Origin of the sequence: Streptomyces sp. NPDC028635, from assembly GCF_040637635.1 — a bacterium.
Classification (GTDB): Bacteria; Actinomycetota; Actinomycetes; order Streptomycetales; family Streptomycetaceae; genus Streptomyces.
Window position 1 is genome coordinate 105320 of sequence record NZ_JBEZWX010000002.1, and the last position, 26946, is coordinate 132265.

22 protein-coding genes are annotated in these 26946 nt (G+C 68.9%); 10 read left to right on the forward strand and 12 right to left on the reverse strand.

The features are described 5' to 3' along the window. The first annotated feature begins 1025 nt into the window (after positions 1–1025). Genes AB0E88_RS02650 through AB0E88_RS02665 form a run of 4 tightly spaced genes read left to right on the forward strand, consistent with a single transcriptional unit; the run spans position 1026 to position 4580 of the window. Positions 1026–1826 carry an ABC-2 family transporter protein gene (locus AB0E88_RS02650; protein WP_361622584.1) on the forward strand — a complete coding sequence of 267 codons (801 nt, stop codon included), beginning with the start codon at positions 1026–1028 and terminating at the stop codon, positions 1824–1826. A gap of 1 nt (position 1827) precedes the next feature. Further along, positions 1828–2640, forward strand: coding sequence for an ABC transporter permease (locus tag AB0E88_RS02655; RefSeq protein WP_361622587.1), 813 nt, complete (start codon positions 1828–1830; stop codon positions 2638–2640). A gap of 12 nt (positions 2641–2652) precedes the next feature. Beyond that, positions 2653–3744 carry an ATP-binding cassette domain-containing protein gene (locus AB0E88_RS02660; RefSeq protein ID WP_361622590.1) on the forward strand — a complete coding sequence of 364 codons (1092 nt, stop codon included), beginning with the start codon at positions 2653–2655 and terminating at the stop codon, positions 3742–3744. A gap of 32 nt (positions 3745–3776) precedes the next feature. Next, on the forward strand, positions 3777–4580 hold the full coding sequence (locus AB0E88_RS02665) for a DUF1707 domain-containing protein (protein ID WP_361622593.1): 804 nt from the start codon (positions 3777–3779) through the stop codon (positions 4578–4580). A 37-nt stretch (positions 4581–4617) separates the two neighbouring features. Here the strand turns inward: AB0E88_RS02665 and AB0E88_RS02670 are convergent, their stop codons facing one another. After that, complete coding sequence (locus AB0E88_RS02670) at positions 4618–5952, reverse strand: SGNH/GDSL hydrolase family protein (RefSeq protein ID WP_361622596.1); 1335 nt, start codon at positions 5950–5952, stop codon at positions 4618–4620. Between the two features lie 277 nt (positions 5953–6229). Here AB0E88_RS02670 and AB0E88_RS02675 point away from each other — a divergent pair, with 277 nt between their 5' ends. Together AB0E88_RS02675 and AB0E88_RS02680 are read left to right on the forward strand one after the other, a co-directional pair. Further along, a complete protein-coding gene (locus tag AB0E88_RS02675) occupies positions 6230–7534 on the forward strand; it encodes a DUF445 domain-containing protein (protein ID WP_361622599.1) in 1305 nt (434 codons plus the stop codon). Between the two features lie 54 nt (positions 7535–7588). Beyond that, entirely contained in the window at positions 7589–9136 is a 1548-nt protein-coding gene (locus AB0E88_RS02680; protein WP_361622602.1) for an MFS transporter, read from the forward strand. 189 nt (positions 9137–9325) lie between these two features. Here AB0E88_RS02680 and AB0E88_RS02685 read toward each other — a convergent pair whose 3' ends face one another. Continuing rightward, entirely contained in the window at positions 9326–9640 is a 315-nt protein-coding gene (locus AB0E88_RS02685; protein WP_361622605.1) for a hypothetical protein, read from the reverse strand. 165 nt (positions 9641–9805) lie between these two features. Between AB0E88_RS02685 and AB0E88_RS02690 the strand changes: the two genes are divergently transcribed. From AB0E88_RS02690 to AB0E88_RS02700, 3 genes are all read left to right on the forward strand, one after another. After that, on the forward strand, positions 9806–10231 hold the full coding sequence (locus AB0E88_RS02690) for an Hsp20/alpha crystallin family protein (RefSeq protein ID WP_361622608.1): 426 nt from the start codon (positions 9806–9808) through the stop codon (positions 10229–10231). A gap of 205 nt (positions 10232–10436) precedes the next feature. Continuing rightward, complete coding sequence (locus AB0E88_RS02695; protein ID WP_361622611.1) at positions 10437–10943, forward strand: DUF2267 domain-containing protein; 507 nt, start codon at positions 10437–10439, stop codon at positions 10941–10943. A 234-nt stretch (positions 10944–11177) separates the two neighbouring features. Further along, the gene (locus tag AB0E88_RS02700; protein WP_361622614.1) at positions 11178–11966 is read left to right on the forward strand and encodes an alpha/beta hydrolase; all 789 of its coding nucleotides are present in this window, start codon (positions 11178–11180) and stop codon (positions 11964–11966) included. Here the strand turns inward: AB0E88_RS02700 and tgmC are convergent. Genes tgmC through AB0E88_RS02715 form a run of 3 tightly spaced genes read right to left on the reverse strand, consistent with a single transcriptional unit; the run spans position 11952 to position 14823 of the window. Further along, positions 11952–13154 (reverse strand): ATP-grasp peptide maturase system methyltransferase, encoded by a 1203-nt coding sequence (gene tgmC, locus AB0E88_RS02705; RefSeq protein WP_361622617.1) that lies wholly within the window; start codon positions 13152–13154, stop codon positions 11952–11954. The genes AB0E88_RS02700 and tgmC overlap by 15 nt on opposite strands. Next, on the reverse strand, positions 13132–14130 hold the full coding sequence (tgmB, locus tag AB0E88_RS02710) for an ATP-grasp ribosomal peptide maturase (RefSeq protein WP_361622620.1): 999 nt from the start codon (positions 14128–14130) through the stop codon (positions 13132–13134). The genes tgmC and tgmB overlap by 23 nt, the downstream gene beginning before the upstream one ends. A 3-nt stretch (positions 14131–14133) precedes the next feature. Then, complete coding sequence (locus AB0E88_RS02715) at positions 14134–14823, reverse strand: putative ATP-grasp-modified RiPP (RefSeq protein ID WP_361622622.1); 690 nt, start codon at positions 14821–14823, stop codon at positions 14134–14136. A 292-nt stretch (positions 14824–15115) separates the two neighbouring features. On the opposite strand from AB0E88_RS02715, the gene AB0E88_RS02720 reads away from it, so the two are divergent. Further along, the gene (locus AB0E88_RS02720) at positions 15116–16390 is read left to right on the forward strand and encodes a transcriptional regulator (protein WP_361622624.1); all 1275 of its coding nucleotides are present in this window, start codon (positions 15116–15118) and stop codon (positions 16388–16390) included. Here AB0E88_RS02720 and AB0E88_RS02725 read toward each other — a convergent pair. The 7 genes from AB0E88_RS02725 to AB0E88_RS02755 all read right to left on the reverse strand — a co-directional run bounded on the left by AB0E88_RS02725 (position 16380) and on the right by AB0E88_RS02755 (position 26726). Continuing rightward, on the reverse strand, positions 16380–17033 hold the full coding sequence (locus AB0E88_RS02725) for an HAD family hydrolase (protein WP_361622627.1): 654 nt from the start codon (positions 17031–17033) through the stop codon (positions 16380–16382). The genes AB0E88_RS02720 and AB0E88_RS02725 overlap by 11 nt on opposite strands. A gap of 64 nt (positions 17034–17097) precedes the next feature. Continuing rightward, positions 17098–18450: a DNA cytosine methyltransferase gene (locus AB0E88_RS02730; RefSeq protein WP_361622630.1), complete on the reverse strand. Its 1353-nt coding sequence runs from the start codon at positions 18448–18450 to the stop codon at positions 17098–17100. 9 nt (positions 18451–18459) lie between these two features. Further along, entirely contained in the window at positions 18460–20301 is a 1842-nt protein-coding gene (locus AB0E88_RS02735; protein WP_361622633.1) for a DUF6339 family protein, read from the reverse strand. Further along, positions 20298–21197, reverse strand: coding sequence for a hypothetical protein (locus AB0E88_RS02740; protein ID WP_361622636.1), 900 nt, complete (start codon positions 21195–21197; stop codon positions 20298–20300). The genes AB0E88_RS02735 and AB0E88_RS02740 overlap by 4 nt, the downstream gene beginning before the upstream one ends. After that, positions 21194–23155 carry a hypothetical protein gene (locus AB0E88_RS02745; protein WP_361622639.1) on the reverse strand — a complete coding sequence of 654 codons (1962 nt, stop codon included), beginning with the start codon at positions 23153–23155 and terminating at the stop codon, positions 21194–21196. The genes AB0E88_RS02740 and AB0E88_RS02745 overlap by 4 nt, the downstream gene beginning before the upstream one ends. Further along, a complete protein-coding gene (locus tag AB0E88_RS02750; RefSeq protein WP_361622642.1) occupies positions 23152–24180 on the reverse strand; it encodes a PD-(D/E)XK motif protein in 1029 nt (342 codons plus the stop codon). The genes AB0E88_RS02745 and AB0E88_RS02750 overlap by 4 nt, the downstream gene beginning before the upstream one ends. Then, entirely contained in the window at positions 24177–26726 is a 2550-nt protein-coding gene (locus AB0E88_RS02755; RefSeq protein WP_361622645.1) for a Z1 domain-containing protein, read from the reverse strand. The genes AB0E88_RS02750 and AB0E88_RS02755 overlap by 4 nt, the downstream gene beginning before the upstream one ends. Positions 26727–26946: the final 220 nt, after the last annotated feature.

The window sequence follows — 26946 nt, forward strand, 5'->3', positions numbered from 1 at the left end:
CGGTCCCGGCGTGGCGGACTCGGCTCCGGGAGTCCGGCTGCCCTTGGGCTGCCGCCCGGCGTCGACGGCACGGAGGACCTGGGTGGTGTCGGAGTCGCGCTCCGGCGCCGCGTCCTGTGCAGCCACGGTCGCGCGCTCGGCCCTGGCGGCCCTGGCGGCCCGTGCCTGGGAGACCGGCCCCACGCCGGTGCTCTTGCCGACGGCCCCGGTGGCCCCGACGGCCCCGGCGTCACCGGCCCGTCCGGCTCCGTCGGCTCGTCCGGCCTCGTCGGCACGCGCCGCCCCGTCGGCCGGTCCAGCGGCGTCCGTCCCGGCGACCGGGGCGCCGGAGACCCGTGCAGCCCCGCCGCCCTTGGCGTCCCGCCCGGACCCGGCACTCCTGGCGTCCTGCCCGGACCCGGCGCGCCTGGCGTCCCGCCCGACTTCGCTGCCCGCGGTGTTACGTCCGGTTCCACTGCCGGCGGCGTCACGTCCAGCCCCGGCACCCTTGGCGTCCCGCCCGGTTCCGCTGCCCGCGCTGTCGGGCCCGGCCCCCGGGCCCGTGGCGTCCCGCCCGCCCCGGGCGGCCTGCCGGTCCGCGTCGGCGGCCTGCCGGTCCGCGCCGGGGCCCTGCCGGTCGGTGCCGGCGCTCTGCCGGTCGGACCCCGCGGGCCCCGCCGCTCGCGCGGCCGCCGCCGCCCGCGCGGCCCTGGCGGCTCGGGCGGCCTTGGGGTCGGCGCCCGGCCCGGGCTCCTGCTTCGCCGAGCCCGGGTTCGGCTGCTGCGGCTCGTCGCTCATCTCGTGCACGGACTCCTGTTTTCGCGTCGTACGTTCCCGTACGGCCTACTACGCCTGCCGGCGCCCACATGCGCCGTCTGCGCCCGCTTACGCCACCGGCGCCCCCATTGAAGACTCTCGCAGCGGGCGTTTCGTTCCCGGTGGCCCCGCCCCGCTCCGCCTCCGGCCGGAAAACGCGTGGCGGACCGCGGCGGACACGCACTAGGCTCCTGCGCTTCGGTGCCGGGACGAGCCGGGAGGTCGTCGGCGTGGGAGCGGGGCGGTTGTACGCGGCCGTCGCGGTGGGCGGTTTCAGACGGTACGCGACGTATCGGGCGGCCACGGTCGCCGGGGTGTTCACGAACACCGTCTTCGGGTTGATCTTGGTATACACCTACTTGGCCCTGTGGGACGAAAAACCGCACCTCGGCGGGTACGACCAGGCCCAGGCGACGACGTACGTATGGCTCGGTCAGGCGCTGCTGTCGACGCTCGCGCTCGGCGGCGGGGGCGTCGAGGACGAGCTGATGGAGCGCATCCGCACCGGCGACATCGCGATCGACCTGTACCGCCCGGCCGACCTGCAACTGTGGTGGCTGGCCGCCGACCTGGGCCGGGCCTGTTTCCAGCTGCTCGGCCGCGGCGTGATTCCTTTCACCTTCGGCGCGCTGTTCTTCCCGGTGGCCCTGCCCGCACACGCCGCGACCTGGGCCGCGTTCCTCGTCGCCGTGGCGCTGGCGATGGTGGTCGGCTTCGGCATCCGCTATCTGATCGCGCTCACCGCGTTCTGGCTGCTGGACGGCACCGGCGTGATGCAGATGCTGATGATCACCGGCACGTTCTGCTCCGGCATGATGCTGCCGCTGAACCTCTTCCCGGGCGCGCTCGGCGACGTGGTGCGCGCGCTGCCCTGGTCGTCGCTGCTCCAGGCCCCGGCCGATGTGCTGCTGGGACACGCCGATCCGTGGCCGACGTACGCGTTCCAGGCCGGCTGGGCCGTGGTGCTGCTCGCGGCCGGACGGGCCGTGCAGTCGGTGGCGACGCGCAGGGTGGTGGTCCAGGGTGGCTGAGATGGGCCGTGCGCGGGAGGCGGCGCGGGCGTACCGGCTGGTCGCCGGGATGTGGATCCGCTCCACCCTCGCCTACCGCACCTCCTTCGCGCTGACCACGCTCGGCAACTTCGCGCTGACCGGCCTGGACTTCGTCGCGATCCTGCTGATGTTCTCCCGCGTGGACGCCCTCGGCGGCTACTCGCTCGCCCAGGTCGCCTTCCTCTACGGGGCGTCGTCCGTCGCGTTCGGCGGGGCCGACCTCGCGATCGGCTCGATGGACCGGCTCGGGCGGCGGGTGCGCGACGGCACGCTGGACATCCTGCTGGTGCGTCCGGCGCCGGTGCTGGCGCAGATCGCCGCCGACCGTTTCGGTCTGCGCCGGCTGGGCCGCATCACCCAGGGCACGCTGGTGCTGGGCTGGGCGCTGGCGCGGCTGGACATCGACTGGACGCCGTCGCGGCTGCTGCTGATGCCGGTGATGCTGCTCAGCGGCCTGGTGATCTTCTGCGCGGTGTTCGTGGCGGGCGCGGCGTTCCAGTTCGTCGCGCAGGACGCGTCGGAGGTGCAGAACGCCTTCACCTACGGCGGGACGACGCTGTTGCAGTACCCGCCGACGGTGTTCGGCACGGAGCTGGTGCGCGGGGTGGTGTTCGTGCTGCCGCTGGCGTTCGTGAACTGGCTGCCGGCGGCCTATGTCCTCGGCCTGCCGATGCCGCTGGACCTGCCCCGCTGGGTGGCGTTCGCGCCGCCGCTGGTGGCGGTGGCGTGCTGTGCCCTGGCCGCGGCCGCCTGGCGGTCGGGGCTGCGGGCGTACCGGAGTACGGGGAGCTGAGGGCGAGTGGGCATGACGGAAGCGTTCATCGAGGTCGACCGGGTGGAGAAGGTCTTCGACGTGCGCCGCAGGACCGGCTTCCTCACCCGGGAGCGGCGGCAGGTGCGGGCCGTCGACGCGCTGTCGTTCACGGTCGCGCGTGGCGAGATGGTCGGCTACATCGGGCCGAACGGTGCCGGGAAGTCGACCACGATCAAGATGCTGACCGGCATCCTCACTCCGAGCGGCGGCCGGCTGCGCGTCGCCGGTATCGATCCCTCCCGTGAGCGCACCCGGCTCGCGCACCGCATCGGTGTGGTGTTCGGGCAGCGCACCACGCTGTGGTGGGACCTGCCGCTGATCGACTCCTACCGGCTGGTGCACCGCATGTACCGGGTGCCGGACGCCCGTTACCGGGAGAACCTCGAGCGCTGTGTCGAACTGCTCGAACTCGGTGACCTGTTGGACGTGCCGGTGCGTCAGCTGTCGCTGGGCCAGCGGATGCGCGGCGACATCGCGGCGGCGCTGCTGCACGACCCGGAGGTGCTGTACCTGGACGAGCCGACGATCGGCCTGGACGTCGTGTCGAAGGCGAAGGTCCGCGCCTTCCTGCGGGATCTGAACGCCGAACGCGGCACGACGGTCCTGCTGACCACGCACGACCTTCAGGACATCGAGCAGCTGTGCTCCCGCGTGATGGTCATCGACCACGGCCGTCTGATGTACGACGGCCCGCTCGCCGGGCTGCACGAGGCGGGCGAGAGCGAGCGCACCCTCGTGATCGACCTGGAACGCGAGCTCCCGCCGATCGACGCGCCCGCTCCGGCGCGGGTGGTCCGGGTGGAGGGGCCGCGCCAGTGGCTGGCGTTCCCGGCGTCGGAGTCGGCGGCGCCGCTGGTGGCGCGGCTCGCGACGCGGTACCCGCTGGTGGATCTGTCGGTGCGCGAGCCGGACATCGAGGCCGTGATCGCGCGGATGTACGTGGAGCAGCCGTCTCCTCCGGCCGGTCAGCCGTCCCCTCCCGGTCCGCCGTCTCCTTCCGCCGGTCAGCCGCCCCGTGCCGCCGGTCAGCCGTCCCCTCCCGCCGGTCAGCCGCCCCGTCCCGCCGAGGAGTCGGTTTCGTAGCCGCCGACCGGTGCTTCTCGTAGGCTGCTGGCATGACCGACGACGCAGTCCCGGACCTTCGCGCGTCCGACGCCGATCGCGAGCGGGTCGCCGAGATCCTGCGGGACGCCCTCGCCGAGGGGCGCCTGGACATGGCCGAGTTCGAGGAACGGCTCGACGCCACGTACCAGGCGCGTACCTACGGCGAACTGGCCCCGATCACCCGTGACCTGCCGTCCCCGGGCGTGCCGGCCCCGGCCGTCTCCCTGACCAAGGAGCCGGAGGTCGGCGGGAGTTGGCGGGAGCGGATCGTCGGCGGCGACGGCGCCTCGCAGTGGGCCGTGGCCGTCATGTCCGGCTTCCAGCGCAAGGGCCGCTGGACGGTGCCCCGCCGCATGGACTGCGTGGCCTTCTGGGGCGGCGGCGAACTGGACCTGCGCGACGCCCTCTTCGCGGACCGCGAGGTCGTGATCAACTGCGTGGCGATCATGGGCGGTGTGAACATCGTCGTACCGCCCGGTGTCGAAGTCGTCGTCCGCGGCATCGGCGTCATGGGCGGCTTCGACCAGTCGGAGGCGGACGTCGTCGGCGACCCCGGCGGCCCCCGCGTGATCGTCACCGGCTTCGCCTTCTGGGGCGGCGTCGGCGTCGAACGCAAGCTGCCCCGCGCGGAGCGGCTGCGGCTGAAGGAGGAGCGCCGCCGCGAGAAGCTCGAGCGCGGGAAGTCGCCGCGCGAGATCCGGTCCGGCTTCCACGAGGACGTCCGTGAGGCCCACCGCCGCTCCCGCGACGCCCACCGCGACCTGCACCGTGAACGCCGGGAGGACCGGGAGCGCGGGAGGCGCGGGGAGTACTAGCCGGCCGGCGCCTGCGGGGCGGGAGGGCGTCTTCCGCTCAGGCCGCCGCCCGCTGCGGCGTCGCGGACCCGCCCGTCAGCTCCCGCAGGTCGAACACCTCCGCCATCCGCCGGTACCCCCGGTCGCTGGGATGCAGATGGTCCCCGCAGTCGTACGGCGCCGACAGCCGCCGCGGGTCGTACGGGTCGCGCAGCGCCTTGTCGAAGTCGACGACCGCGTCGAACACGCGGCCCGCCCGGATCTGCGCGTTGACCTGCCGGCGTACGGTCTCCCGCTCCTTCGTGTCCCAGGTGTGCCCGCCGAACGGCGTGAGCGTCGCCCCGATCACCTTCAGCCCGTGGGCGTGGGCCTGCCGTACCAGGTCGCGCAGCCCCTCGACGATGCGCTCGGGGGCGGCGGGCCGGGGCGGGCGCAGGATGTCGTTGACGCCGAGGTCGATGACGACGGCCTTCACGTGGGGGCGGCCGAGTACGTCGCGCCGGAAGCGGTGCGGCGCGCTGGGGTTGTCCGTGGACAGGCCGTCACCGTCGACGAGCAGGCGGTTGCCGCTGATGCCGGCGTTGACCACGGCGTAGCGCGGCACGTTCTCGCCGTCGTGTGCGGCGGTCCGCAGCCGGTCCGACAGCACGTCCGGCCAGCGCCGGTTGGCGCCCTGCGTCGACCCCGAGCCGTCCGTGATCGAGTCGCCGAGCAGGACGACGGTGCCGTCGGCGTCGTCGCTGAGCACGTCCAGGGCGGTGAGGTAACGCCAGTACGGCACGCGCCTGGTGTAGGGGTCGGGGCTCTCGCTCCGCGCGTGGTCGCCCGCGGCGGCGTAGGAGATCTGCCGTGCCACCCGGTGGACGGTGACAGGTCCGGACGGGGTGGGGGAGAAGGTGCTGACCAGCACGTCGCTGTCCGGCGGGAGCACGATCCGCGCGGGGTCGCTGACCACCTGGCCGCCGGCCGGGACGACGACCCGCGTGGCCCCGCCGAAGGTCAGCCGCCGTACGTTGCCGGGCCGCGCCGCTGCCGTGCCGGATCCGGCGGCGACGGCGAGGGAGGCGTCGGTCAGGGTGAGCGGACTCCGGCCGTAGAGGTTGGACAGCGTGATCCGGGCACTCGTACCGCCGACGCCGGTGTGCACCACGTTGCGGACCGACAAGCCCGCCACGCCCCGGACCTCGGTGCCGGGTTCGTGACCGGACGGTGAGGCGGCCCAGGAGCCGACCCATGTGCCGGTGGAGGCGGGGTGGGCGGAGTCGTACGGCGTGGAGGCGGCCCTTCCCCGGCCGGGGAAGCCGTCGTTCACGGCCAGGTAGATGCCGACGGACGCGACCGTGATGAGTGCGACGATCGCGCAGAGCAGGGCATAACCGTGACGCCTGGCCATGGGGGTATGTGTCTCCTCGGACAGCGGGAGCCCGGGTCGGGTGCCCGGTACTCCGAAAGGATCACCTCATGATGCGACATGAGGAAGGAACGACCGCACACGGCCCCGGCGGCCCACGCTGCCGCCCCGGCCGCCCCACCCGGCTCGCCGTCCGGCCGGGAACCTTTCACCGCGCCCGGGAGTCGCTCCTACGGGGCGGGACAGATCGGGAAAGAGACAATGGTGAAGGATCCATGATCGGACGGACCGAACGGACCTAAGGGAGCGGACGGAGCGGATGGACTCGGAGATAAAGGCCGGCGAGGCGCCCACGCGCGCCATGACCGCCTTCGGCCCCGCCGACGAGGAGCGCCGCCGCGGCGTGCGCCGGATGAAACTGACCGCGACCGGTCTGCTGCTCCTCGTCGCCGTCGTCTACGTCCTCGCCAAGTGGGCCGACGACTCCGGCGCGGGCGCCTGGGCGGCGTACGTCGCCGCGGCCGCCGAGGCCGGCATGGTCGGCGCGCTCGCCGACTGGTTCGCCGTCACCGCTCTCTTCCGCCATCCCCTCGGCCTGCCCATCCCGCACACCGCGATCATCCCCAACAAGAAGGACCAGCTGGGCGTCTCCCTCGGCGAGTTCGTCGGCGAGAACTTCCTCTCCGAGGACGTCGTACGGCAGCGGCTGCGCGCCGTCGGCATCGGCAGCCGGCTCGGCTCCTGGCTCGCCGAACCCGCCAACGCCGACCGGGTGACCGCCGAGCTGTCCACCGCGCTGCGCGGCGCGCTGACCGTGCTGCGCGACTCCGATGTGCAGGCGGTGGTCGGCGAGGCCATCACCCGGCGCGCCAACGCCCAGGACATCGGCCCCGGCCTCGGCAAGATGCTGGAGAAGATCGTCGCCGACGGCGGTCACAAACGTGTCGTCGACCTGATCGTCAGCCGCGCCCACGACTGGCTGGTGCTGCACGGCGACTCCGTGATGGACGCCGTCCAGGGCGGGGCGCCCGGCTGGACCCCACGGTTCGTGGACCGCAAGGTCGGCGAGCGCGTCTACAAGGAGCTGCTGCGCTTCTGCGCCGAGATGCGCGACATGCCCTCGCATCCCGCGCGCGGCGCCCTGGACCGCTTCCTCACCGACTTCGCCGGCGATCTGCAGTCCGACACCGACACCCGCTCCCGGGTGGAGCGGCTCAAGAGCGACGTGCTGGGCCGGGGCGAGGTCCAGGACCTCATCGCGTCCGCGTGGACCGCCGTCCGCTCCATGATCGTCTCCGCGGCGGAGGACGAGCGCAGCGAACTGCGGCTGCGGGTGCGCTCCTCCCTGCTCTCCCTCGGCGCCCGGATGGCGTCCGACCCGGCCACGCAGGGCAAGGTCGACCGCTGGGTGGAGGGCGCGGCCGTGCACGTCGTCACCACCTACCGCACGGAGATCACCTCCCTCATCACGGACACCGTCGCCGGCTGGGACGCCGAGCACACCACCCGCAAGATCGAGGCCCACATCGGCCGCGACCTGCAGTTCATCCGCATCAACGGCACCGTCGTGGGCTCCCTGGCCGGCCTGCTGATCTACGTCGTGACGCAGGTACTGGGAGCGTAAAGAGGCGCAGGCCGGGCACCCGATCGAGCGGTTCGCTCAAGGAGGAGGGTGCCCATGACCACCGCGGAGGCCGGGACCGGCCGTACCGTCACCACGAACATCCCCGCCCGTCTCGACCGGCTGCCGTGGTCACGCTGGCACTGGACGATCGTCATCGGCCTCGGCACCGTATGGATCCTGGACGGCCTCGAGGTCACCGTCGTCGGGAACATCGCCAGCCGGCTGTCGGAGTCCGGCAGCGGACTGGACATCAGTTCCGGCCAGGTCACCGGCACCGCCGCGGCCCTCTACGTGGCCGGTGCCTGCGTGGGCGCCCTGTTCTGGGGCCGCCTGACCGACCGCTGGGGCCGCAAAAAACTCTTCATGATCACCCTGGCGGTGTATCTGGCCGCCACCGCCCTGACCGCGGTCTCCTTCGACGCCTGGTGGTTCTTCCTCTTCCGCTTCCTCACCGGCTTCGGCATCGGAGGCGAGTACGCGGCCATCAACTCCGCGATCGACGAACTGATCCCGGCGAACTACCGCGGCCGTGTCGACCTGATGATCAACGGCAGTTTCTGGCTGGGCGCGGTCGGCGGTTCCCTGCTGTCGATCCTCGCGCTGAACACCGCGATCCTGCCCGCGGACGTCGGCTGGCGGCTGACCTTCGCACTCGGCGCCGTCCTCGCCCTGGTCATCCTCCTCGTACGGCGTCACGTCCCGGAGAGCCCGCGCTGGCTGCTGATCCACGGCAGGGACCAGGAGGCGGAGGAGATCGTCTCCTCCATCGAACGCACGGTGGAGTCGGAGAACAGCGGCGCGCGGCTGCCGCAGCCCGAGGGTGAGATCACCATCCACCAGCGCCGCAGCGTCACGTTCGTGGAGATCGCCCGCACGGTCTTCTCCCGCTACCGCCGCCGCGCGATCCTCGGCTTCGCCCTCTTCATCGGCCAGGCGTTCCTGTACAACGCGATCACGTTCGGCTTCGGTGCGATCCTGACGACGTTCTTCGACGTGCCGTCCGACCACACCGGCTACTACTTCGCGGTCATCGCGGTCGGCAACTTCTGCGGCCCGCTGCTGCTCGGCAAGCTCTTCGACACGGTCGGCCGCCGGGTGATGATCGCCTCCACCTACCTGCTGTCCGGCCTGCTGCTGTTCGGCACGGCGTTCCTGTTCGACCAGGGCCATCTGAACGCGACGACGCTGACCGCCTGCTGGTGCGCGGTGCTGTTCTTCGCCTCGGCGGGTGCGAGCAGCGCGTACCTGACGGTGTCGGAGATCTTCCCGATGGAGACCCGGGCGATGTCCATCGCCTTCTTCTACGCCCTCGGCACGGCCGCCGGCGGCATCAGCGGCCCCATGCTGTTCGCCGACCTCACCGGCACCGGCAAGGTCGGCGACACGGTTCTCGCCTTCTCCATCGGCGCGGCGCTGATGTGCGTGGCCGGACTGGTGGCGGCGTTCCTCGCGGTGAACGCGGAGCGCCGCTCGCTGGAGGACATCGCGCAGCCGCTGACGGCGGTGGCGAAGAAGGCGGCGGGCGCGACGGGGACGTCGGGCGCCGCGGGTGCGTCGGGTACGGGGCCGGGAGGTCCGGGCTCCAAGCCGGCGACGGCGTGACACTCACGTCCGCCACGGGGCGAGGGCACCCGGCGCCCCGGCCGGCGACGGCATGAGGGTGGACGACGCCCGCGACGGCCTGTGACCGCCGCGGGCGTCGCCCGTCTGCTCACGGGCCCTCGGGGCCGTCGCGGGCGTCGTCCGTCTGCTCACCGGTCGCCGGGGCCGTCGCAGGTGTCCTCCGTCCGCTCACCGTTCGCCGGCGGCGCCCCGGTCGGCGACGGCCCAGGAGGCGAGGGCGACGGCGCCCGCGACACCGAAGACGGCCGGCCAGGCACCCACCTTCTTGGCGAGCGGGTGCGACCCGGCGAACGCGGCGACATACGCGGCGGTCAGCGCACCCGCGGCCTTCCCGCCGGCCCGCGTGCGCCACTGCTGAGCGGCGGCGGCACCGGCGACGGCCAGGACGGCCCCGCCGAGCTGCCGCTTCCTGGTCCAGCGGGCGACGCCGTAGCCGCCGACGAGTCCGCCCGCGGCGATCACCGAGCTGGGAACCTTCGCCATGCCTGCCTCCTGTGTTCGGTCTGCTCCCGAGGCTAAACCCGGCACCGCCACGGGCCGTTCCTGAGTCCCCCCTTGTCAACTTTCCTCCCCGGAGTTATATAAAAAGGGAAGCCCCCGCATGAGGCACCACGTTGAACACGTAGGCATCGAAGGGAGTGACCAGTGATGCTCATGCGTACCGACCCGTTCCGTGAGCTCGACAGGGTCACGCAGCAGGTCTTCGGCGCCATGGCCCGCCCGACGGCGATGGCGATGGACGCCTACCGGTCCGGGGACGACTTCCTGGTCCACTTCGACCTCCCCGGCATCGACCCCGAGTCGATCGAACTCGACGTCGAGCGCAACGTCCTCAACGTCCGCGCCGAGCGCAGGTCGCCCGCGCCCCAGGACGCCGAGGTCATCGTCGCCGAGCGGCCCACCGGCACCTTCACGCGCCAGCTCTTCCTCGGCGAGACGCTCGACACCGAACGCATCGACGCGTCGTACGAGGCCGGCGTCCTGACCCTGCGTATCCCGGTGGCGGAACAGGCGAAGCCGCGCCGTATCCAGATCAGCGGAAGCGGCGGACAGCGCAGGCAACTCAACGGCTGACCGCGCGCCGACCGAGACCCGTGGCGGACGGGCCGTCCCCCGGCCCCGGCCCGCCACGGGCTCTCGTTCGCCCGCACCGAGGGTTTCACGCCATATCTGAGATGTGAGACGTGTACGAACCGCCCGGCAGGGGATTCGGTTACGGGCGCTACGGCTCGACGCCGACAGCGCCCGCGAACGATGGATCCGGAGGAGGACGCCGCACATGACGACGACGGTGCCGAACACGACGACACTGCTGCCGAACACGACGCCGTTGAGGACCGCCACCCCCGCGCCGCCGCAGCCCCGCAAGGCCGTGGCCGGAGACGACGGCTGGTGGGCGTTGACCGATGCGGTGATGGAGATGGGCCAGTATCCGACGAGAGGGCAGGCCGAGACGGTCACCCGCGTCGTCCTGTCGGCACTCGGTGGCCACGTGATAGGCGAGGAACGCGTCGCCCTCGCCCAGTCCCTGCCGCCCGAGGCGGCCTGTGTGGTCGCCTCCCAGATCCCGGTCACGCGCCGGCTGACGGCCGCGGAGTTCGTCGACTCGGTGGCGGCCCGCATCGAGGGCGCGACCCCGGCGACGGCCCGCTGGGACGTCAGCTCGGTGCTGAGCGTCCTGCCGCCCCTGATAGGGGAGGACCTGACGACCCGTATCCTCGCCGAACTCCCGCCGGGCTACGCCCTGCTGTTCGGCCGGGCGGACCTGGCACCGCACCACCACTAGGGCCTGTCCGCAGGATCGCGCCGGCCGCGAGGAACGGCATCCGGCCGGCGCGGGCGACGGCGACCCCGCGGACGGGCGTGCCCCGGCCTCCGCGCCCCCCGGCACGACCAGCCTCCGACCCGACCCGCCGGACAGGCCCCCGGGCACACGGGCCCGCACGCAACGCCGCCGCAGCCGCGACCAAACGGACTGGCGCCGACCGGGCCCCCCGGCCAACACTGCGGTGTGCGCTACGTGACCACCCCTGACGGCATCGACATCGCCTACGACGACCAGGGCCCGGCAGACCCGCCGGGCCCGCCGCTCGTCCTCCTCCACGGCCTGGCGGGCCACCTGGGCGAATGGGACGACCTGACCGCCCGCCTCCTGTCCGACGGCCACCGCGTGATCCGCTACGACGCCCGAGGCCACGGCGCGAGCACCCGCACCCCCGCGGACATGACCCGAGCGGCGGCCGTCGCGGACGCGGTGACCTTGACCGACCACCTGTCGCTGCCCCGTGTCTCCCTGATCGGCCAGTCCCTGGGCGGCCTGACAGCCCTCCTCGTGGCGTCCCGCCACCCCGCCCTGGTCGCGGACCTGACCCTGATCGAGGCGGGCCCGGCGTGCGCCGGCCCGTCTCTCCCGGCCGACATAGCCGGCTGGCTGGACAGCTGGCCGACCCCGTTCCCGACCTTCTCCGCGGCAACGTCCTTCTTCGGCCACGAGGCGTGGGCCCGCGGCTTGGAGAGGCGGGAGGACGGCCTCCACGCCCGCGTTGACCGCGACACGATGATCGCAGCGGTGACCGAACTGGCGACGCAGAACTACTGGCCGGACTGGTCCCGGATCACCTGCCCGACCCTGCTCCTCCGCGGCGAAAAGAGCACGATGCGCCCCGAGGAAGCCGAGGAAATGCAGACCCGCCGCCCGGGGACGCGGGTGGAAGTGGTGACGGGGGCGGGGCATGACGTGCATCTGGAGGCGCCGGGGGCGGTGTACGAGGCGGTAACGGCGTTCATCCCCGGATCAGGTCCCCGGTAGCGGGAGGTCGGGCATCCGCGGGTGAAGCAAAAACTGCCGCCCGGCACTGTCGACACGAAGATTGAACTCCTCCGGCCCGGGACGGCCGGCAGCCTCGAAAAGGTCGATGAGGCGTTCCACGCGCTCCCACAACTTCACAGGTCCGCCTTGCCGTACGTCCCACGCGCCGCCGGACGACGACAATGCGGCGGCGGAGCCACTGACGACGTCAATCAGGTAGTGCACGCCATTGAGAACGGTCATCTGGGCGTCCGGAACAGCGCACTGGGCGAGGAAGCGCAGATGAAAGGCATCCGCGGTCGCATCCGTGATGAACACGGGAGCGTGCCGAGCACGGCGCGGCTCCTGGGAGAGACCCGCGGCCCAGTCACCGGGATTCCCGAACGCCGGTGCCGCGTGCGACCGCACGGACATGAAGGAGATCGTGCCCGGCAGGAGCGGGCCTTCAGCGCTGCCGTCCACGGCAACCGTGAGCAGGGCACGGGCGTGGCCGTAGAGCCAGCCGGACAGGTTGAGAAGGATCTTCCCGCCGGGCCGGGTCTGCCTCACCAGAGTCGGCGGCACCCCACGGAAGGAGCAGGCGGTGACGACCCGGTCGAACCAGGCTTCCGGCCAGTACCCGTGGAGTCCGTCGGCGGCGGCCAGTGTCGGGGCGTACCCGCAGTCGTGCAGCGCGTCGGCGGCAGCCTGCAGCCGCCGGGGGTCGACTTCGATGCTGGTGACGTGGGAGGAGCCGAGACGTTCGCAGGCGAGCGCAGTGGAGTAGCCGGTCCCGGTGCCGATCTCCAGTACCGTGTGCCCTTCCTCGACCTCGGCATCCACCCACATGCGTACGACGAGCGATGGCATCGTGGACGAGGAAGTGGGTGCCCCGCCGTGGCGGGCAGTGGGGTTCCGCCAGTCGGGCTCCTCACCGTCGAACTGCGTGATCAGCGTTGTGTCGGAGTAGGCGGCGGACAGCCAGCGTCCGTAGGCGCGATCCGCTGTGATGGGCTCCCAGACCGTCAGTCCGTTCCCGTCCCGACCTTCGGCGGGGAGATAGAAGCCCGGCACGAAACGGTGCCGGGGGACGGTGGCCACTGCGGCCCGCCAGCCGGTGTCGTCCAGAAGACCGTCCTGGGCCAGGGTCTTCGTCATTGCTACCCGCAAGGGCACCGCGTCGGTTTCAGGATCGGTGGGCAAGGTCACTGCCACCGCCTCCTTTCAAGGTCAGAATGTCTGCGAACGTCTCGGCGATGGCGGGGGCGTCCGGGAGCCACCCCCACTGCCCGTTCGGGTTGCATTCGATGGCCCACCAGTCCGTGACGTCCTCCCCTTCCCCGGTGATCGCGAAGTCGAAGCAGCCGAAGACGAGGCCGAAGGAGGCCAGATAGTCGTGCAGCGCCCCCTCGATCGAGGCGGGCACTACAACAGGGCAGTGAATGAGTTCGTTCCAGTCACCACGCCGCCAGTCGAGGTCCCGCTTCGGGGTCGTGATGCGCTGAGCGAAGATGCGGTCGCCGACGACCGTCACCCGGACGTCACCGGTCTTGGGAATTTCGGCCTGGAACAGATGCGCGGTCACCCTGAGCGAGTCGTCGAAGGCTTCGGGATCGATGCGCTGGGTCCAGATGGCGCCGGCTTGCCCTTCTTCAGCCCGAGGAAGCCCACGGAAGGTCTTGTAGACCACTCGCTCATGGCGGTCGGCGAACTCCCGCGCGGCGCGCACGTCGTTGGTGATGAAGGTCGGCGGGATCCGAAGCCCGAGCTCGGTGAACCTTTGCAACTGGGCCGGCTTGAAGTCGGCCCGTGCCACAGCGTGAGGATGATTGACGTACAGAGCGGTGCTCAGGTTGTTGAGCACACCGCCGAGCCCATGTCGTGCCTCGGCAGACGCGAAGTCCCGCTGCTGGGCCGGTAAATGGCGGAAGCGGGTCGCATAGGGGGTGGGTCGACGCCAGTAGACCGCACCAACCTCCGTGGGTTCCACTTTCCGGGTCGCCGTTCGCAACCATCCGCTCCACTGATGCCTGCCCGGTCCGATGTGAAACCCGAAGTCGAGCTCGTGCCCGATGTCCGCCGGATCAGCGCGTACGACCGGTGCTGCTCGCGCGTTCAGGACCTCGACAACCCGGTCGGCAGTGACGTCCTCGAGCGATGTGAGAACGAGTACGGTCGAGTTCATCGATCAGTCCGACTCGTAGTCCGTCGTGTTGTCGTCCTGCGTCTGCGGCTGAGGCGTCTGCCCGTCACCGCCACCGGACACCGATGCGGTACCGGTCGTCCGAGACGTTCCGTGCTTCCCCATCTCCACGACGTCACCCGAAGCGTTCGTATAGCGGGCGGTCTGGGTGACCGGGTCCAGTACCACCGTGGTGTACGAGGGCGGAGACACCGGAAGCCGGTCGGAGACGAGGAGCAGGGCCCACGGCGCCTTCGCTGGGCCGGCCGGCATGTCTGCGCCATCCGCTTCACCGGAGCCGGGGTGACCGCCGAGGGGCTCGTCCAGGCGGGACCGCCCGGTCTGCACGAGGGCGATGACCGCCTCAGGGGCGCACAAGTCGCCTTCATGGCGGGGCGGAACCACCCAGTGGGCTCCGGGAGGCCGCTGTCGATCCAGCCGCGGTACGCCGAGATAGGTGCCACTGCCCAGGCATCCGGCGACGCGGTCATGAGGCCAGGTGAGGGCCGCACGGGCATGAATGAGGGCGTAGTAGGTCCCGCCCGAGCACCTGGTGTCGTGAATGATCGCCCCACCCAATAACTCGCCCAGCGCCACGGTTACCTCGTCGTGTCGCCGACTTCCCACACCGGCGTGAACGATGTCGGCCGGCATGCGCACGGCAGCGAACCGCTCGCCGAGGGGGAGCAGGGCCATGCCCTGAGTCTCCCACTCCCTTCGGGCCCGCTCCGGCGCAGGATCGGCCCTGGCGAACCACTCTGCAATCGACCTGTCCAATGCGCTCTGGATGTACACGAGGATGCCTCCCGTCGCTGCCGCGTTCAGTGACAGCACTTAGCGTCGAGCAAAGGACACGTCGTTACGAGGACCTTTGAAGGACGTCAAGAGGACACACAGAGGACGGAGTTGACTCCCAGAGAGTGAAATGCCGACGCAGAGCGGACGTTCTGTGGGAGCGTTAAGAGCAGCCGTCATCAGGAGGTGCGCCGTGTCCCGACCGGCAGGAAACATCCGGCTGAAGGCTGCACGCGTGGCAGCCGGCTTCAACTCGCAACAGCATCTGGCCGACGCGCTCACCGAGCACGCGAGGCACCTGGGCATCCGGGGGCTCTCCGTCGGGGTCCGGCAGGTCCGGCGCTGGGAATCCGACAATCCGCCCTGGCCGCAGCCGGACTGTCAGCGCGTCCTTGTCCATTTGTTGGGGCAGAGCATGGAAAGCCTGGGCTTCACGCCCCCCTGGGGAGCTGAAGGGCCGAACGTGGACCGTTCACCCCGCGCACGCGTGCCGGGCGCCGCGGTCGTCGCCGTTCCGCCCGTGGCATCGGGTCGGGGCGTGGCGGCACTGCAACCGGCAACCGCCGGTGCCGACTACCTGGCGGTGACCCGTTCCCACCGTCGTCTCTACTGGTCGGTGACTCCGACCATGCTGCATCCCGCCGTCCTCGCCCACGCGACGCTCGGTTGCCGCTTGCTCCCGGAGTCAGCGGACGGTACCCGCCGTACGATCGCGACTGCGCTCGCGGAGACCTACCTCCTCGCGGGTCGTATCGAGTTCTTCGACCTCAGTGACCCCGACACGGCCAACCACACACTCGTCCTGGCCTTGCAGGCCGCCGGGGAGGCCGACGACCCGCTGCTCGGCGCGGCGATCATCGCGCACATGGCGTTCGTCCCGGGCTGGGTGGGCGACCGCGAAGCGGTCGTCGAGCGCATGATCGCGTCCCGCACCTACGCCCGCCGTGCCCCAGCCTCGGCGGAGTTCCTGGCGTGGCTGGACGCGGTGGAAGCCGAGTGCGAGACGCGGTGCGGCAACACCCGCACGGCACTCAACCTGATCGGGCACGCGGAGGACGTCCTGGCGGCCGGCACAGAGCATCCGTCACCGGAGTGGATGGACTGGTTCTCCCCGGCCCGCCTGGCGGCCTTCAAAGGCAACACGCAGTTGATCGCCGGCCACCTTCCGCAGGCCCGTGAGAGCCTGCTGTCCGCTCTTGACGCGCTGATGCAGGCGGAGGGCAAGCAGCGGTCGGTGATCTACGGCGACCTCGCAGCGGTGGAGGCGGCGGCCGGTAGGCCGGAGGAGGCCTGTGCTTACGCGGGCCGGGCCCTCGACCAATTGGCCGCCACCTGGTACGCCACCGGCATGGACCGCGTACGGGAGGTTCGCCGCGCCCTCGCCCCGCACCAGCACGAACGCTGCGTCCGTGACCTCGACGACCGCCTCTACAGCTGGTCCACCACGGTGAGTGCCCTCAGCCGTTGAACGCGCGGATCAGGCTGGGCAATTCTGCGAGGCTTTCGACGCGGAAAGTCGGCAGCTCCCTGGCTGGAGCGCTGTTCCACTGGATCGTGGCCCACGGCCCGCGATGCACAAGCGCAGTGAGCATCCCGGCCTCGCCGGCGGGGAGGATGTCGTTGTCGCAACGGTCTCCGACGTACAGAATCTCGTCGGCCTCGTATGGGACGGCGTCGGCGACCCGCTTGAAGAACTCCGGGTCCGGCTTGCTCGCCCCCCAGTCGTCCGAGGTGCCGATCAGGTCGACGTCGTCCGCGAACAGCTCCCTCAGGATCCGACCGGCACGCACCGTCTGGTTGCCGGCGATGCCGAGCCACAGCCCGTCGTCCCGGAGCCGCCGCAGCGCAGGCCGGACGTCGGAGTACAGGTCTTCTTCCCCGAACGTCTCCGGCTGCCCGGCGGCGGCCCGCTTCTCCCGCTCGTCGTACAGGTCGAAACCCGGACGGAACTCCTGGAACGTCTCCCGGTAGTCCCGCCCCTGCGCGATCACAGCCCCGAACATCGCGTGGAAGGTGTGCCGCGGGACGCCGAGCCAGTCGGCCCAAGTGCCGTACTCCCGCGTCTCGTCCACGAGACACTCACCTACGTCGAAGACGACTGCGTGAATCATGGGGGGAGAGTATCGGAGTCTGCCGAGCCACCTCGTTGTCCGTCCGACTGGCCGTCGTCGAGGCTCAGCCTCGAAGGAACGAGTGAATCGCCGCTGCGAGCGCCTTGCCGAGGGGAATGGGCACCGCGTTGCCGATCTGCGTGGCGATCTCCGTCTTGGTCCCGCACCAGCGGAATTCCAAGGGGAAACCCTGTATGCGGGCGGCTTCGAAGTGAGTGATCGGCCGATTCTCTCTCGGATGGAGGTAGCGGCCCTTCTCCGGCTTGTAGAACTCGGTGCGGATGGTCACGGAGGGTTCGCCGAGACGAAGGCGCCCCATTACGTCGCCGGTGCCGGTGTTGTGATTGTCCCAGCTCTCCGTGGAAAGATAGTCCACCCGCGTTCTGACGCGTGGTGGGTTTGGTGTGTCAAAGAGACGGATTTCACCGGCCTCATCCACCGTGTACCACTTGTTCCGGAGATCCTTACGGTTTCCGCCTTCGGGGATGGCGCGATAGCGGGCCCTTGAAAGAGCCTCCGGGTTGCGTCGGAAGTGCAGGTCGCCTGTGGTGAAAATTCCGGGGAGGACCGCATTGACTTCCGGGATGAATTCCTTGCTGTCTGGAAGCTCAGTGCCACGGATCTCGCGTCGACCCGACTCGGCGAAGATGGTGTCGACGGCTTCCCAGTACTGGATGCCTGCATCCAAACCGTCGAGGGCCTGGGCGGGAACTGGCAGGCTCTTCCTGGACCGTCGGATGTGTGTCCGGGTCGGGTACGTCATGGTCCGCCCGTTGTCGACGTCGCGGCGAACACCGATGACGATGGCTCGGCGTCTAGCCTGTTTCGCGCCGTAATCCGCCGAGTTGAGCAGGTAGCGCTTGGTCTTCTCTTCCGGAGTGTCGGTTGGCAGATGGCCCGGCGGATCGACGAGCTGGTACTCGGCGAGTCGCCCGCCGGGCGCCACCTCACTCAGCAGATTCCTGAACTCGTCCGACTTGAGGAAGCGGTCGACGTTCTCGATGACGAAAACCTTGGGCCGAATGTCCGCGACGATACGAACGTACTCTTCCCACAGCCGGTTGCGCTCGCTGCCCTTCTTGAGGCGGTTCAGTGCCGAGAAGCCCTGGCAGGGCGGACCTCCGACCACGAGCTCGGCCTCCCGGGCCTCTGCGGTCGGTTCCCAGTTCTCAATGTCGCCGACGTGGATGCGGGCGGATGGAAGCCGCCCGTCCGGTCGGAGTTCCCCGAAGTTTGCCGCATACGTCGCGGCCGCAGCCTGGTTGTGCTCGACGGCTGCGATGCTGTGGAAGACGGGGACGTTGTCCACTGCGTCCGCCGGACGGAACTCGTGAAATCCCTGGGTGAAGCCCCCGCAGCCGCTGAAGAGATCGACGACCGTGATGGGATCAGAGGCAACGGGGCGGGGCGTACGCATGGCTAGATCTTAGCCGCGCAGAGCGGCTGCTACAGCGTGTCCCACAGCGGTGGCCAAGGGTGGGGGCATCGCGTGGCCCACTTGACGGTACCGGGACGTCTTACCGCCGGCGAACTCCCAGTCCGGCGGGAAGGCCTGGATCATGGCCGCCTGCTCGACAGTCAACTTGGGCTGGCCGTCTGCTGGGAAGTCAGCACCGGGCGGCTCGTCGCCCAGGCTGTTTCCGTTGACGCCCAGTGCGGCCCAGGCCTTCTTGCTGCCGGTTGGGCCCAGATCGGCGCCTCCTCGCCGGTCCGATCCTCCGACCAGCGCCGGCGCCGCCCGATCCGCGTCCTTGATCCACTGCTCGGCCCCAGGCCAGCCGCAAGAAGACATGGAGGGGCCGAGAGCCTGGCCCACGGTCGGTGCCGGGTCGCCATTGGGGCGCGGCCATGAGAAGGCATCGAAATACGGCGTCTGCAGGGCTACGAGGAAGCCGCTGCTTCGGTTTTGCGGTACGCCGAAATCAACCGCGTTGAGTACCTTCCAGGTCGAGCGGAAACCAGCTCGACTCAATTCTTCCTCGATCCAGGCACGATCCGCTTCGAATTCCGGACTTGCGACGAGGTCCGGCATGTTTTCGAACAGCAGCGCCTTCGGCCTTATTTCGCAGGCGAGGCTGATTGCCGCTCGCAGCACCATTCGCTCGGCGGCGTCCTCGGTGCGGGTTGCCGTGGCCAACGACTTCACTCGAGGCAGGCCCCCACTGAGGAGATCGACATCCATCACCTCCGGGCGCATGTCCGGACGGAAGCGGAGGAGGTCGATGCATACAACGTCCCAGTGGGGCCGGTTGCGATCGATGGTGAAGCAGGCATCCGCCTTGCTGTCGATCAGCAGCACGGGGTCGAAGCCGGCACGTTCGAGTCCGAGCGCTTGTCCCCCAGCACCGGCGCAAATCTCAAGGGACTTGAAACGGCGCGCGGTGTCGGGCTCCGCCTCGCGGTTCAGGGGCGCGGGGTGCCCACCAGCATTGACTCCGGACACGTTGCTTGTGCGCTCCGGTGGAGAACTCTGAGGCTTCGGGGGATCCGTGGAAGGCGCTGACGAGACCGATGCCCCACCGCGCTGGGCATCGATGGACTCTTGGGCCACCGCCCGCAGTTCGCAGTCCAGGGCGCGCTCGTCGACGCCGTCGAACAGCACGAACGGAGCAAGGCGGAGGAGCCGCTTGAGGAAGTCACGGAGAGTGTCGCGCTCGTTGAGCCCCGACAGGTCGAGATCCTTCCAGACCCGCAGAATCGCGCGAACCAGGTGAGGGCTCCCACCCAGTGCCGTGCGCCGGGCGTAGATCTGGTCGAACGCCGCCTCGCCGAGGATCTTGAGTGCGCTGTAGGGCTCCGGTTGCCCGGGGGAGCGCACGAGCTGCGCGCGCCACCAGAGCCGGCCGAAGACGTGTCGGGTCAGATCCGTGCCGAGGATTCGGTCCTTCGGAGGGCTGGGGTAACGCCAAAAAGCGACGTCCGGAAGCAGAATCAGGGCAAGAAATGCCCAGACATCTCTCGATGCCGCTTCGGCTGGGACCATGCCCATTTCTCCGTGGAGCATGGCAGCCAACTGCAAATCGAATTCTGCGTTGCGAGTTCGGTCCGAGTTGTCGGGGAACCCCCCCTTTTTTGCGAGGTCGAGGACGCCCTCGCGAAGCTCTCGCAGCCGGTTGACGGGCACCCGATCACCCCCCGTGGCCACGTATACCGATGATTCGTGGGTCAGGGCGACGCGTTGGGACAGCTCGGCGGCGGTGAGCGTCCGGTACTCATCGAAGAGCGGGCCAGCCTGCTCAGCGAGCAGCCGCGGGTAGAGGAAGCTCATGCAGACACCTCGAAGATCTTGACAGCACCTTGCAGATCCGATGAGAACAGGGCAGGTGACTGCCTGTGGCGCAGTCGAATGTCAGTAATCGATTGGCCGGGGAAGAGTTGGTCGAAAAGGCTCAGCAGCGTGGCGCCCAGTGAGCCGTCCGGAAAGTCCGCGTCTTCCGAGAAGTCGTCGTGGGCCAGAGCATGCTCGATCATGATCCGAGCGGCATCCGCGTAGACCGCGGAAAGTACGATCCGATCGATCGGACGTGGCTTCGCCGCATTCTGAAAGGCCGTCGCGGTGGCGACGTTCTGTTCGTTGACGAGAAGAAGCAGCGATCCCATGGTTGCGCTCTCGAGACCACCGCTGATCTGGAGATGCCAGGCCGCACTGTCGGGAAATGACGTCTTCGAGAAGTCGATCAATGCCATGGGGAACTGCGGGGCGTCCCCTTGTAGGCGCAGCGCCTGGCGGTCGCTCCACAGAACGGATCCGGCGCGACGGGGCGAGGAAGGCTGGCCGTCGGTCCTGCGCTCGGCGAGCATGAGTGCGGTGTCGAGCAGGAGAAGGCCGCCCAGGTCGGCGCCGATCAACCGCACTTCGAGTTGAACCGTTGTCGTGCCTGATTCGTCCAGTCCGACCTGTTGTGCCGGGCCGCTCAGGTTGGAACCGGTGGCCGTCCACACGGCGGCCAGCGTGAGAGCCGCGCCCGCCGGGAGACCCGATTCCCGTCGGGCGCGGTCGAGGTCGACGTGGACGGTCCTGCGGATATGCAGGTCCATTTGGTAGTCCCAGTCGGGCAGCGCCTCGGGTAGTCCTATTTCGGCGTCGTCGATCACCAGGCGCCACGGCTCGGCGGTGACGACATCCTCAGCCGGAACACGGTAGGGAAGAACCCGCCGGGTCACGAGGCCTTCACCGCCTCGACCTTGATGCCGATTTCCGTCATCGTGTCGGGGGCCGGCTGGACGAGGGCGCGCCAGACCGATTCCCCGCCCTCGACGACGTACGGGTCGCCGGTGTGAAGAAGCCCCGCCTCGTCCTCCCAACCAACGAGTTCCGGCATGCTCGCCCCGATGGGGGGATCCGTCTCCCGTCCACTCGTGCCGGGCAGGGTGACGGCGAGGTCTATGCGGATCCGCTGGGGGCCGGGAGCAGGCAGTCGGAACTCTTGGACCAGTACGGAGGTGCCTCCCCGGTCGTCGTAATAGGGGTCGCCGATGTATTGCACACGCGGGCGTCGGCGGGGTGTCGAACTCTCGCCCGATGCCGTGCCGAACCTGCCGGCGTCGCCGGTCGAGTGGCGGTCCGGCCCGCCCGACGGCGCGCCGGAGGTCAGCGCCGCCCGCCCACGGCCGCGCGGCACGGGTACGACCTCTTCACCGTCGTCGTTCACCGACCGCCGATTGGCAGTGCTGCCGGGCTTGGAGTAGTCGGTGGCTCCGCCGATTCCCCAAGCACCGCCGACCAAACCGGAGAAGAGAGAGCTGGCAGCACCGAGCGCGACGTTGCTGGACCCGGGGCGCGTGTTCCCCGTCAACGACAGCAGGCCGTTCAGGGCCTCGTCGATGCGACGGAACGTGCTGTGCACGTATGTGCTCTCCGGACGATCGAGTGAGTGAGGGTTCCAGGCGTCGTGAGTGGGCGGCTCGGCTGCCGCGTACACCTCGTCCATGACTTCGTCGGCCCGGAAGACGCCTGCGTAGCCCTGATTGGAGCTCGGCGGTTTGGGGCCGGGGCGGTAGGTCACGACCAGCTCCGCCGGGCGCATGAGACACACGTGGTGCACCAGCTCCTCGATATTCAGCATGCGCTGGGCACGGGTCGTCTCGAGCGGCGGCACTATTCGCTTGACCAGGCCCAGCCGCCCCAGATGCTTGCGGGGCTTGAGACATGCGAGGTCCTGACCGTCGGGGCCGGCCATAGCCTCGTAGGCCGCGACGAACATGTTGAGAGGCCGCGTGGTGCGGGGATCGGGCACCGGATGGCTGACGCCGTCGCACGTGACGGAGAAGCGCATGGCCGGTGGCCTGCCCTCAACCGAGATCATCTTGGGCCACAGATGCCATGCGATTGTGTCGGCCAGATAGCCGGCCGCTTGGCCTGCCGCCATTTCGTCGAGATTGGGGTCAATGACGACGACGGTCGTCCCGGTCTCGTCAGAGGCGAACGGGCGCAGGCCCAGACGCTGGGCCACAGATTCCGCATCGCGCCCGATCAGCGGCTCCACAACATCACCGGAGGTGTCACCCCACCAGTGCCGGCCGGTGTAGCGGCCTCCGGTCTCGGGCACGTAGCTCTTCCAGAGCGCACAGCCAATGAGGCGGGTCTCGTAGCCACCCTGTGGTGTGCGGCAGCGGGAGTGCACCAGCACGGTCCCGGCCTTGGACAGCAAGTAGAAGATTCCCTTGCCGAACCCGTATGTGCCGCCACCGAGTGCCGTGTCCCGCGGCTCGCCGATGTTGCGGATGAACGAAACGAAATCCCGTTCCGGTCCGACCGCGTTGTCGGCCCGTGTCGGACCACCGAGTCCACGAGTGCCCCGATCGGAGACGGCCAGGACCTGGATGGCTCCTCGTCTCAAGGTGTCGTTGAGCGGGAATCGATCGGAGCCCGTCGGAGCGCCTGCCTGGAGGAGTTCCCTCCAGGCCGCGGCGTGTGCAGGACCGACCGTCCACATGTCGATGCGGTAATCGACCGGCTCGACCGCGGCGGCAGAGCGAGCATCCCAACTGTTCTGGGCCGACTCGCGGACCAGGATGGTGAGCAGGTCCAGCTCGGGGCGCCCGAGCTGGTTGCGAATGCCTTCGGCAGCGCTCGCGCCCTCGGGCGGGTAGGGCTGGGAGTACCAGCGGGGTTGTGTCACGCTGACTCCTCGAGCATGTGGTCGATCGCCTGCGGCACCTCGTCGGGGCTCATCGGCACGGGGGTGTCCCCAGAGAGGTCGATGGTGTACTCCACGTCCAGGACAGAGACGGGGACTCCTGCAGAAACAAGCGCGCCTCGGGTGAGCCCGGGGAAATCGGATCCCACTTGGTACCAAGTCTGTTCGGCAACCGCGAAGCGTGTCTCCCGGTAGCGTTCGGCCTCGAAGTGGCGGTAGCCGGTCTCTGCGAGAAGCGTCAGCAGCGCCGTTTCGTCGTCGCACTGGTCGAGCACCCGCTCGACAAGCTCCACGAAACCGAGCCCGTTGGCTGTTGCCGTGGTCAGACGGTGTAGACGGAACCACACCAGGCAGAGGCTTCCGTCTACCGGTATCTCAAGCTGGTCCAGCCCGTGTATGCGGGCTTTCCTGCCGCTGCTTTCCGTTCCGGCCTTGACCTCGACGGCAGTGCTACCGGTCGAGAAGTCGTGACGGTGTCCCTTCGGACCGAGCCACAGGCGGTGAGCACTGGGATCCCGTTTTAGCAGCTCGCTGAGAATCAGCAACTCGGCGAAGAGGCCGGCGAGCTGTTCAGGGCCCAACGTCGGACCGTGTGTCTGGAAGAGTGCCTTCCATCGGTCAAGCACCTTGTAGAGGGCCTTGACCGGGTTGCCGGGCAATTCCGTGGCCGCGCTCAACACGTCCAGGCAGAGACCCGTAAAGAGATCATTGAAGTCCTCGCGCAGGCATCCCAGATCTGCATACGTCTGATAGGTCTCCTCGTCCTCCAACGGCCTCTTGCGCAACTGCAGCACAGGACCGTCGAGACCGGAACGCACCTTGCGATGCGTGTCCATGGGAACAAGAAGGTGTCGATTGCCCTCGTGGTCAACGGCCGCAGCCAGCGGACCGTCGTTCGTTACGACAGGGAGGTGGGCCACACGCAGACGATGTTCACCGGTGGTCGCCCGGGCTTCAAGAGCAGTCCAGAGTTCCTCGACGACCACCCGAAGAGCCTCGTTGCTCACGCGTCCTCACCTTCGAGGAGGCTGAGGTCTTCATCTTCGATGCGGACACCCGACAGGTCGGCGGAGATGTACTTTTCCACGGTGCTGTCCTGTTGCTGCGGCTCCGGGAAGACGAGACCCACGCCAATGACGTGCTCCTCCGCGTTCAAGGGCTTACGCGTCTTCTTGGGAGGCTTGGGCTCCGACGTTTTGTCGATGGGGTACAGGACCAGGAGACCCGTGTCAGGACAATGCTTCTGACGGGCCGCCATGATGTCCTCCTCCTTGAGCTTCGCCGTGTCGCCGTCCAGGTCGACAGCCGCGTCACGGCGGCTCATCAGAGTCTTGATGTCGACAGTCCCGGGACCCGAGTTGGTGTCGAGGCGAGCGCGAACCGCGCGTCCCACCGTGACATTGGGTGCGAAGGAGAAGTCTTCTCCGGCAGGGTTGCCGACGATGGCGACGTTCCAGCGGCGCAGGGAACCCGCTACGGAGACCCGCTTCCTGATGTATGCGCTCATCAGGTCGGGATCGTTCTCCGGTGATTTGTCATGAAAATTGTAGGAGCCCAAGAATTCGGTGATCACGTCGTACGGCACGTCACGAAACACGTAACGACCTTCAGCAGGACGTTCCTCCAGGCGCACGGCGCTCTTGATGCAGGAGCCGACCAGATTCTTGGCTGCCGCGATGTTGCCCCGCAACCATTCTGCATCCGTTCGGAAGTAGTGAGTCTGAATGCGCCTGCCACCGTAGGAGGATGCCGCAGTGACAGCAGAACGCATCTTGGCAGCAGCGGTGACCCGCAGGGCGGGATGTGTGCGCAGACGAACGGCGAAGGTGAGAGGTGTCTCGTCCTCGGTCATGTAGAGGTCGATGTCTCGACGCATCTCGGTCTCGACCGTTGCGAGGTGACGGAACCATTCAGCCAGCTCGTCAGTCATCCAGATCCTGGGAAGATCCGCGTACCCGTTTCGGAAGCCGAACCAGCGCCCCATCTGTAGCAGAGTGTCGTATGCCGAAACCGCGCGCACGAAGTAGCTGACCGCCAGTCCTTCGAGAGTCAAGCCTCGAGACAGCGTGTTGCCACCGACCGCGATCGCGACCACTGGGCCGCTCTCGTAGTCGAGGCGGTCCTCGCTGCTGGAGTTGTCCATGATGACCCGGCAGTCGCGAAGCACTTCCGGCAGCACGGTCAGAAGCGAGTCGAACGGAACCTTGGTTTCGCCGAAGTCGTCGGCAGGCACACGAGCGGTCTCCTGGTCCCACAGAGTGCGGAGGCGTGTGAGAACCGCTTGGTCGTCGAGCGCGCGGACTGTGCGATTCCGAAGGTGTTCGAGCGGTCGTCGGAAGCTGTTGTGGACCGACGTGTTGACGCTGGTGTGTATCAGCATCGTGCTGTGCGGGTTACCCGTCCCGCGGATACGGCGGGCTGCCGTCACCAACCAGAAGTACTCGATCGCCTTGCGCAGAGTGTCGGTGATGACGGGCTCGAACCCCTCCACGTCGGCCTTCGTCTCGGGACGAACGCACGGCACGTCGTCGAGCGGGACCGAGCGGATCATGTCATAGCCGTCATCGACGTCGTCTTCGTCCTCGCCGTCGAGGGCGTAGCGTCCGAAGAGGACCTCGGTTCCGAAATGACCGTTGGGCTTGGGCAGGTTGACGACGAAGTCGCGCGGATACAGGTCCTCCGCGCTCGGGTCGATCAGCAGGTTGGCGAACGGGGAAGCCGTGTATCCGACGTAGGCCGACCGCGGCAGGCTGCTCATGAGGCTGAGGATCAGGGGATTGATCGACTTCGTGGCCACGGTGGCCTGGTCCGCCTCGTCGTCGATGATCAGGGCGGGGCAGTCCCTGAGGTAGTCCGACGCCTGGTTCAGCCACCGGGCAAGCTTGCGGAGAACGGTCGCGTTCTTCTTCACCACGCACAGGACGTGCGTCTTGTTGTTCTTACCGAAGTACGCGGCAGGGTTTTCCTGCGGCGTGAAGTCCTTGTCCAGACCAGTAAGTTGCGACCAGAGCGACGGGTTGGGCTCCACCAGCTGCTGCACCAGACGGGCTTGGGTCTGACGCCGCAGGCCGTTGTGGATGCCGGCCAGCACGATGAAGAGCTTGTAGCCGCGGTCTGCTGCCTTGGCCATCACCGACGTGAAGTTGGTCGTCTTGCCGGACTGCACGTATCCGACGACCAAGCCCCGGGTGGAGAAAGTCTTCTCCTTCGGATGGTTGAGCAGAGAGACGACGCGAGTGGAGGACTCGTCGAGTTCGCGGATGGCGGGCTCTTCCGGCCATCCGTCCTTACGGAGCAGGCTCGCGATCGCCGGCCAGCACTTGTCCTTGGCCTGGGGACCGGTGTACCAGGTGTCGCGGTTGCCGAGGACCACCGCATGCGGCTCTTCGAGTTCTTTGATGCGGAGGGTCTGCTGCTCGTGGCGCTCGCGGATTTTGTCAATAACCTGTTGTTCGACGCCGAGCAACTCCAGTCGCTTGACCGCTTCCGAAGGGGGGAACGACTCCAGCAACGCCTGGAAGGTCTCGTACATAGCGTCGAAATCGTCGGTCATTGGGTCGACAGCCCCCCGCTCTCGTTCGTCCAGTCAACTGCCCGCAGATTCCAGCAGCCGACTGCGTCGACGCATGGGTCAGCGGCACGGGACGCCGACCGGCCCCCCGCCATTCACGACTCCTACACATTATTCGGTGTCGAGGGTCGTTGGTAGATGAAACAACAACCTTGTTGGGGCCCTGGGGGAGGGTTTCCTGCCGGAATCAGCCGGGATAAAT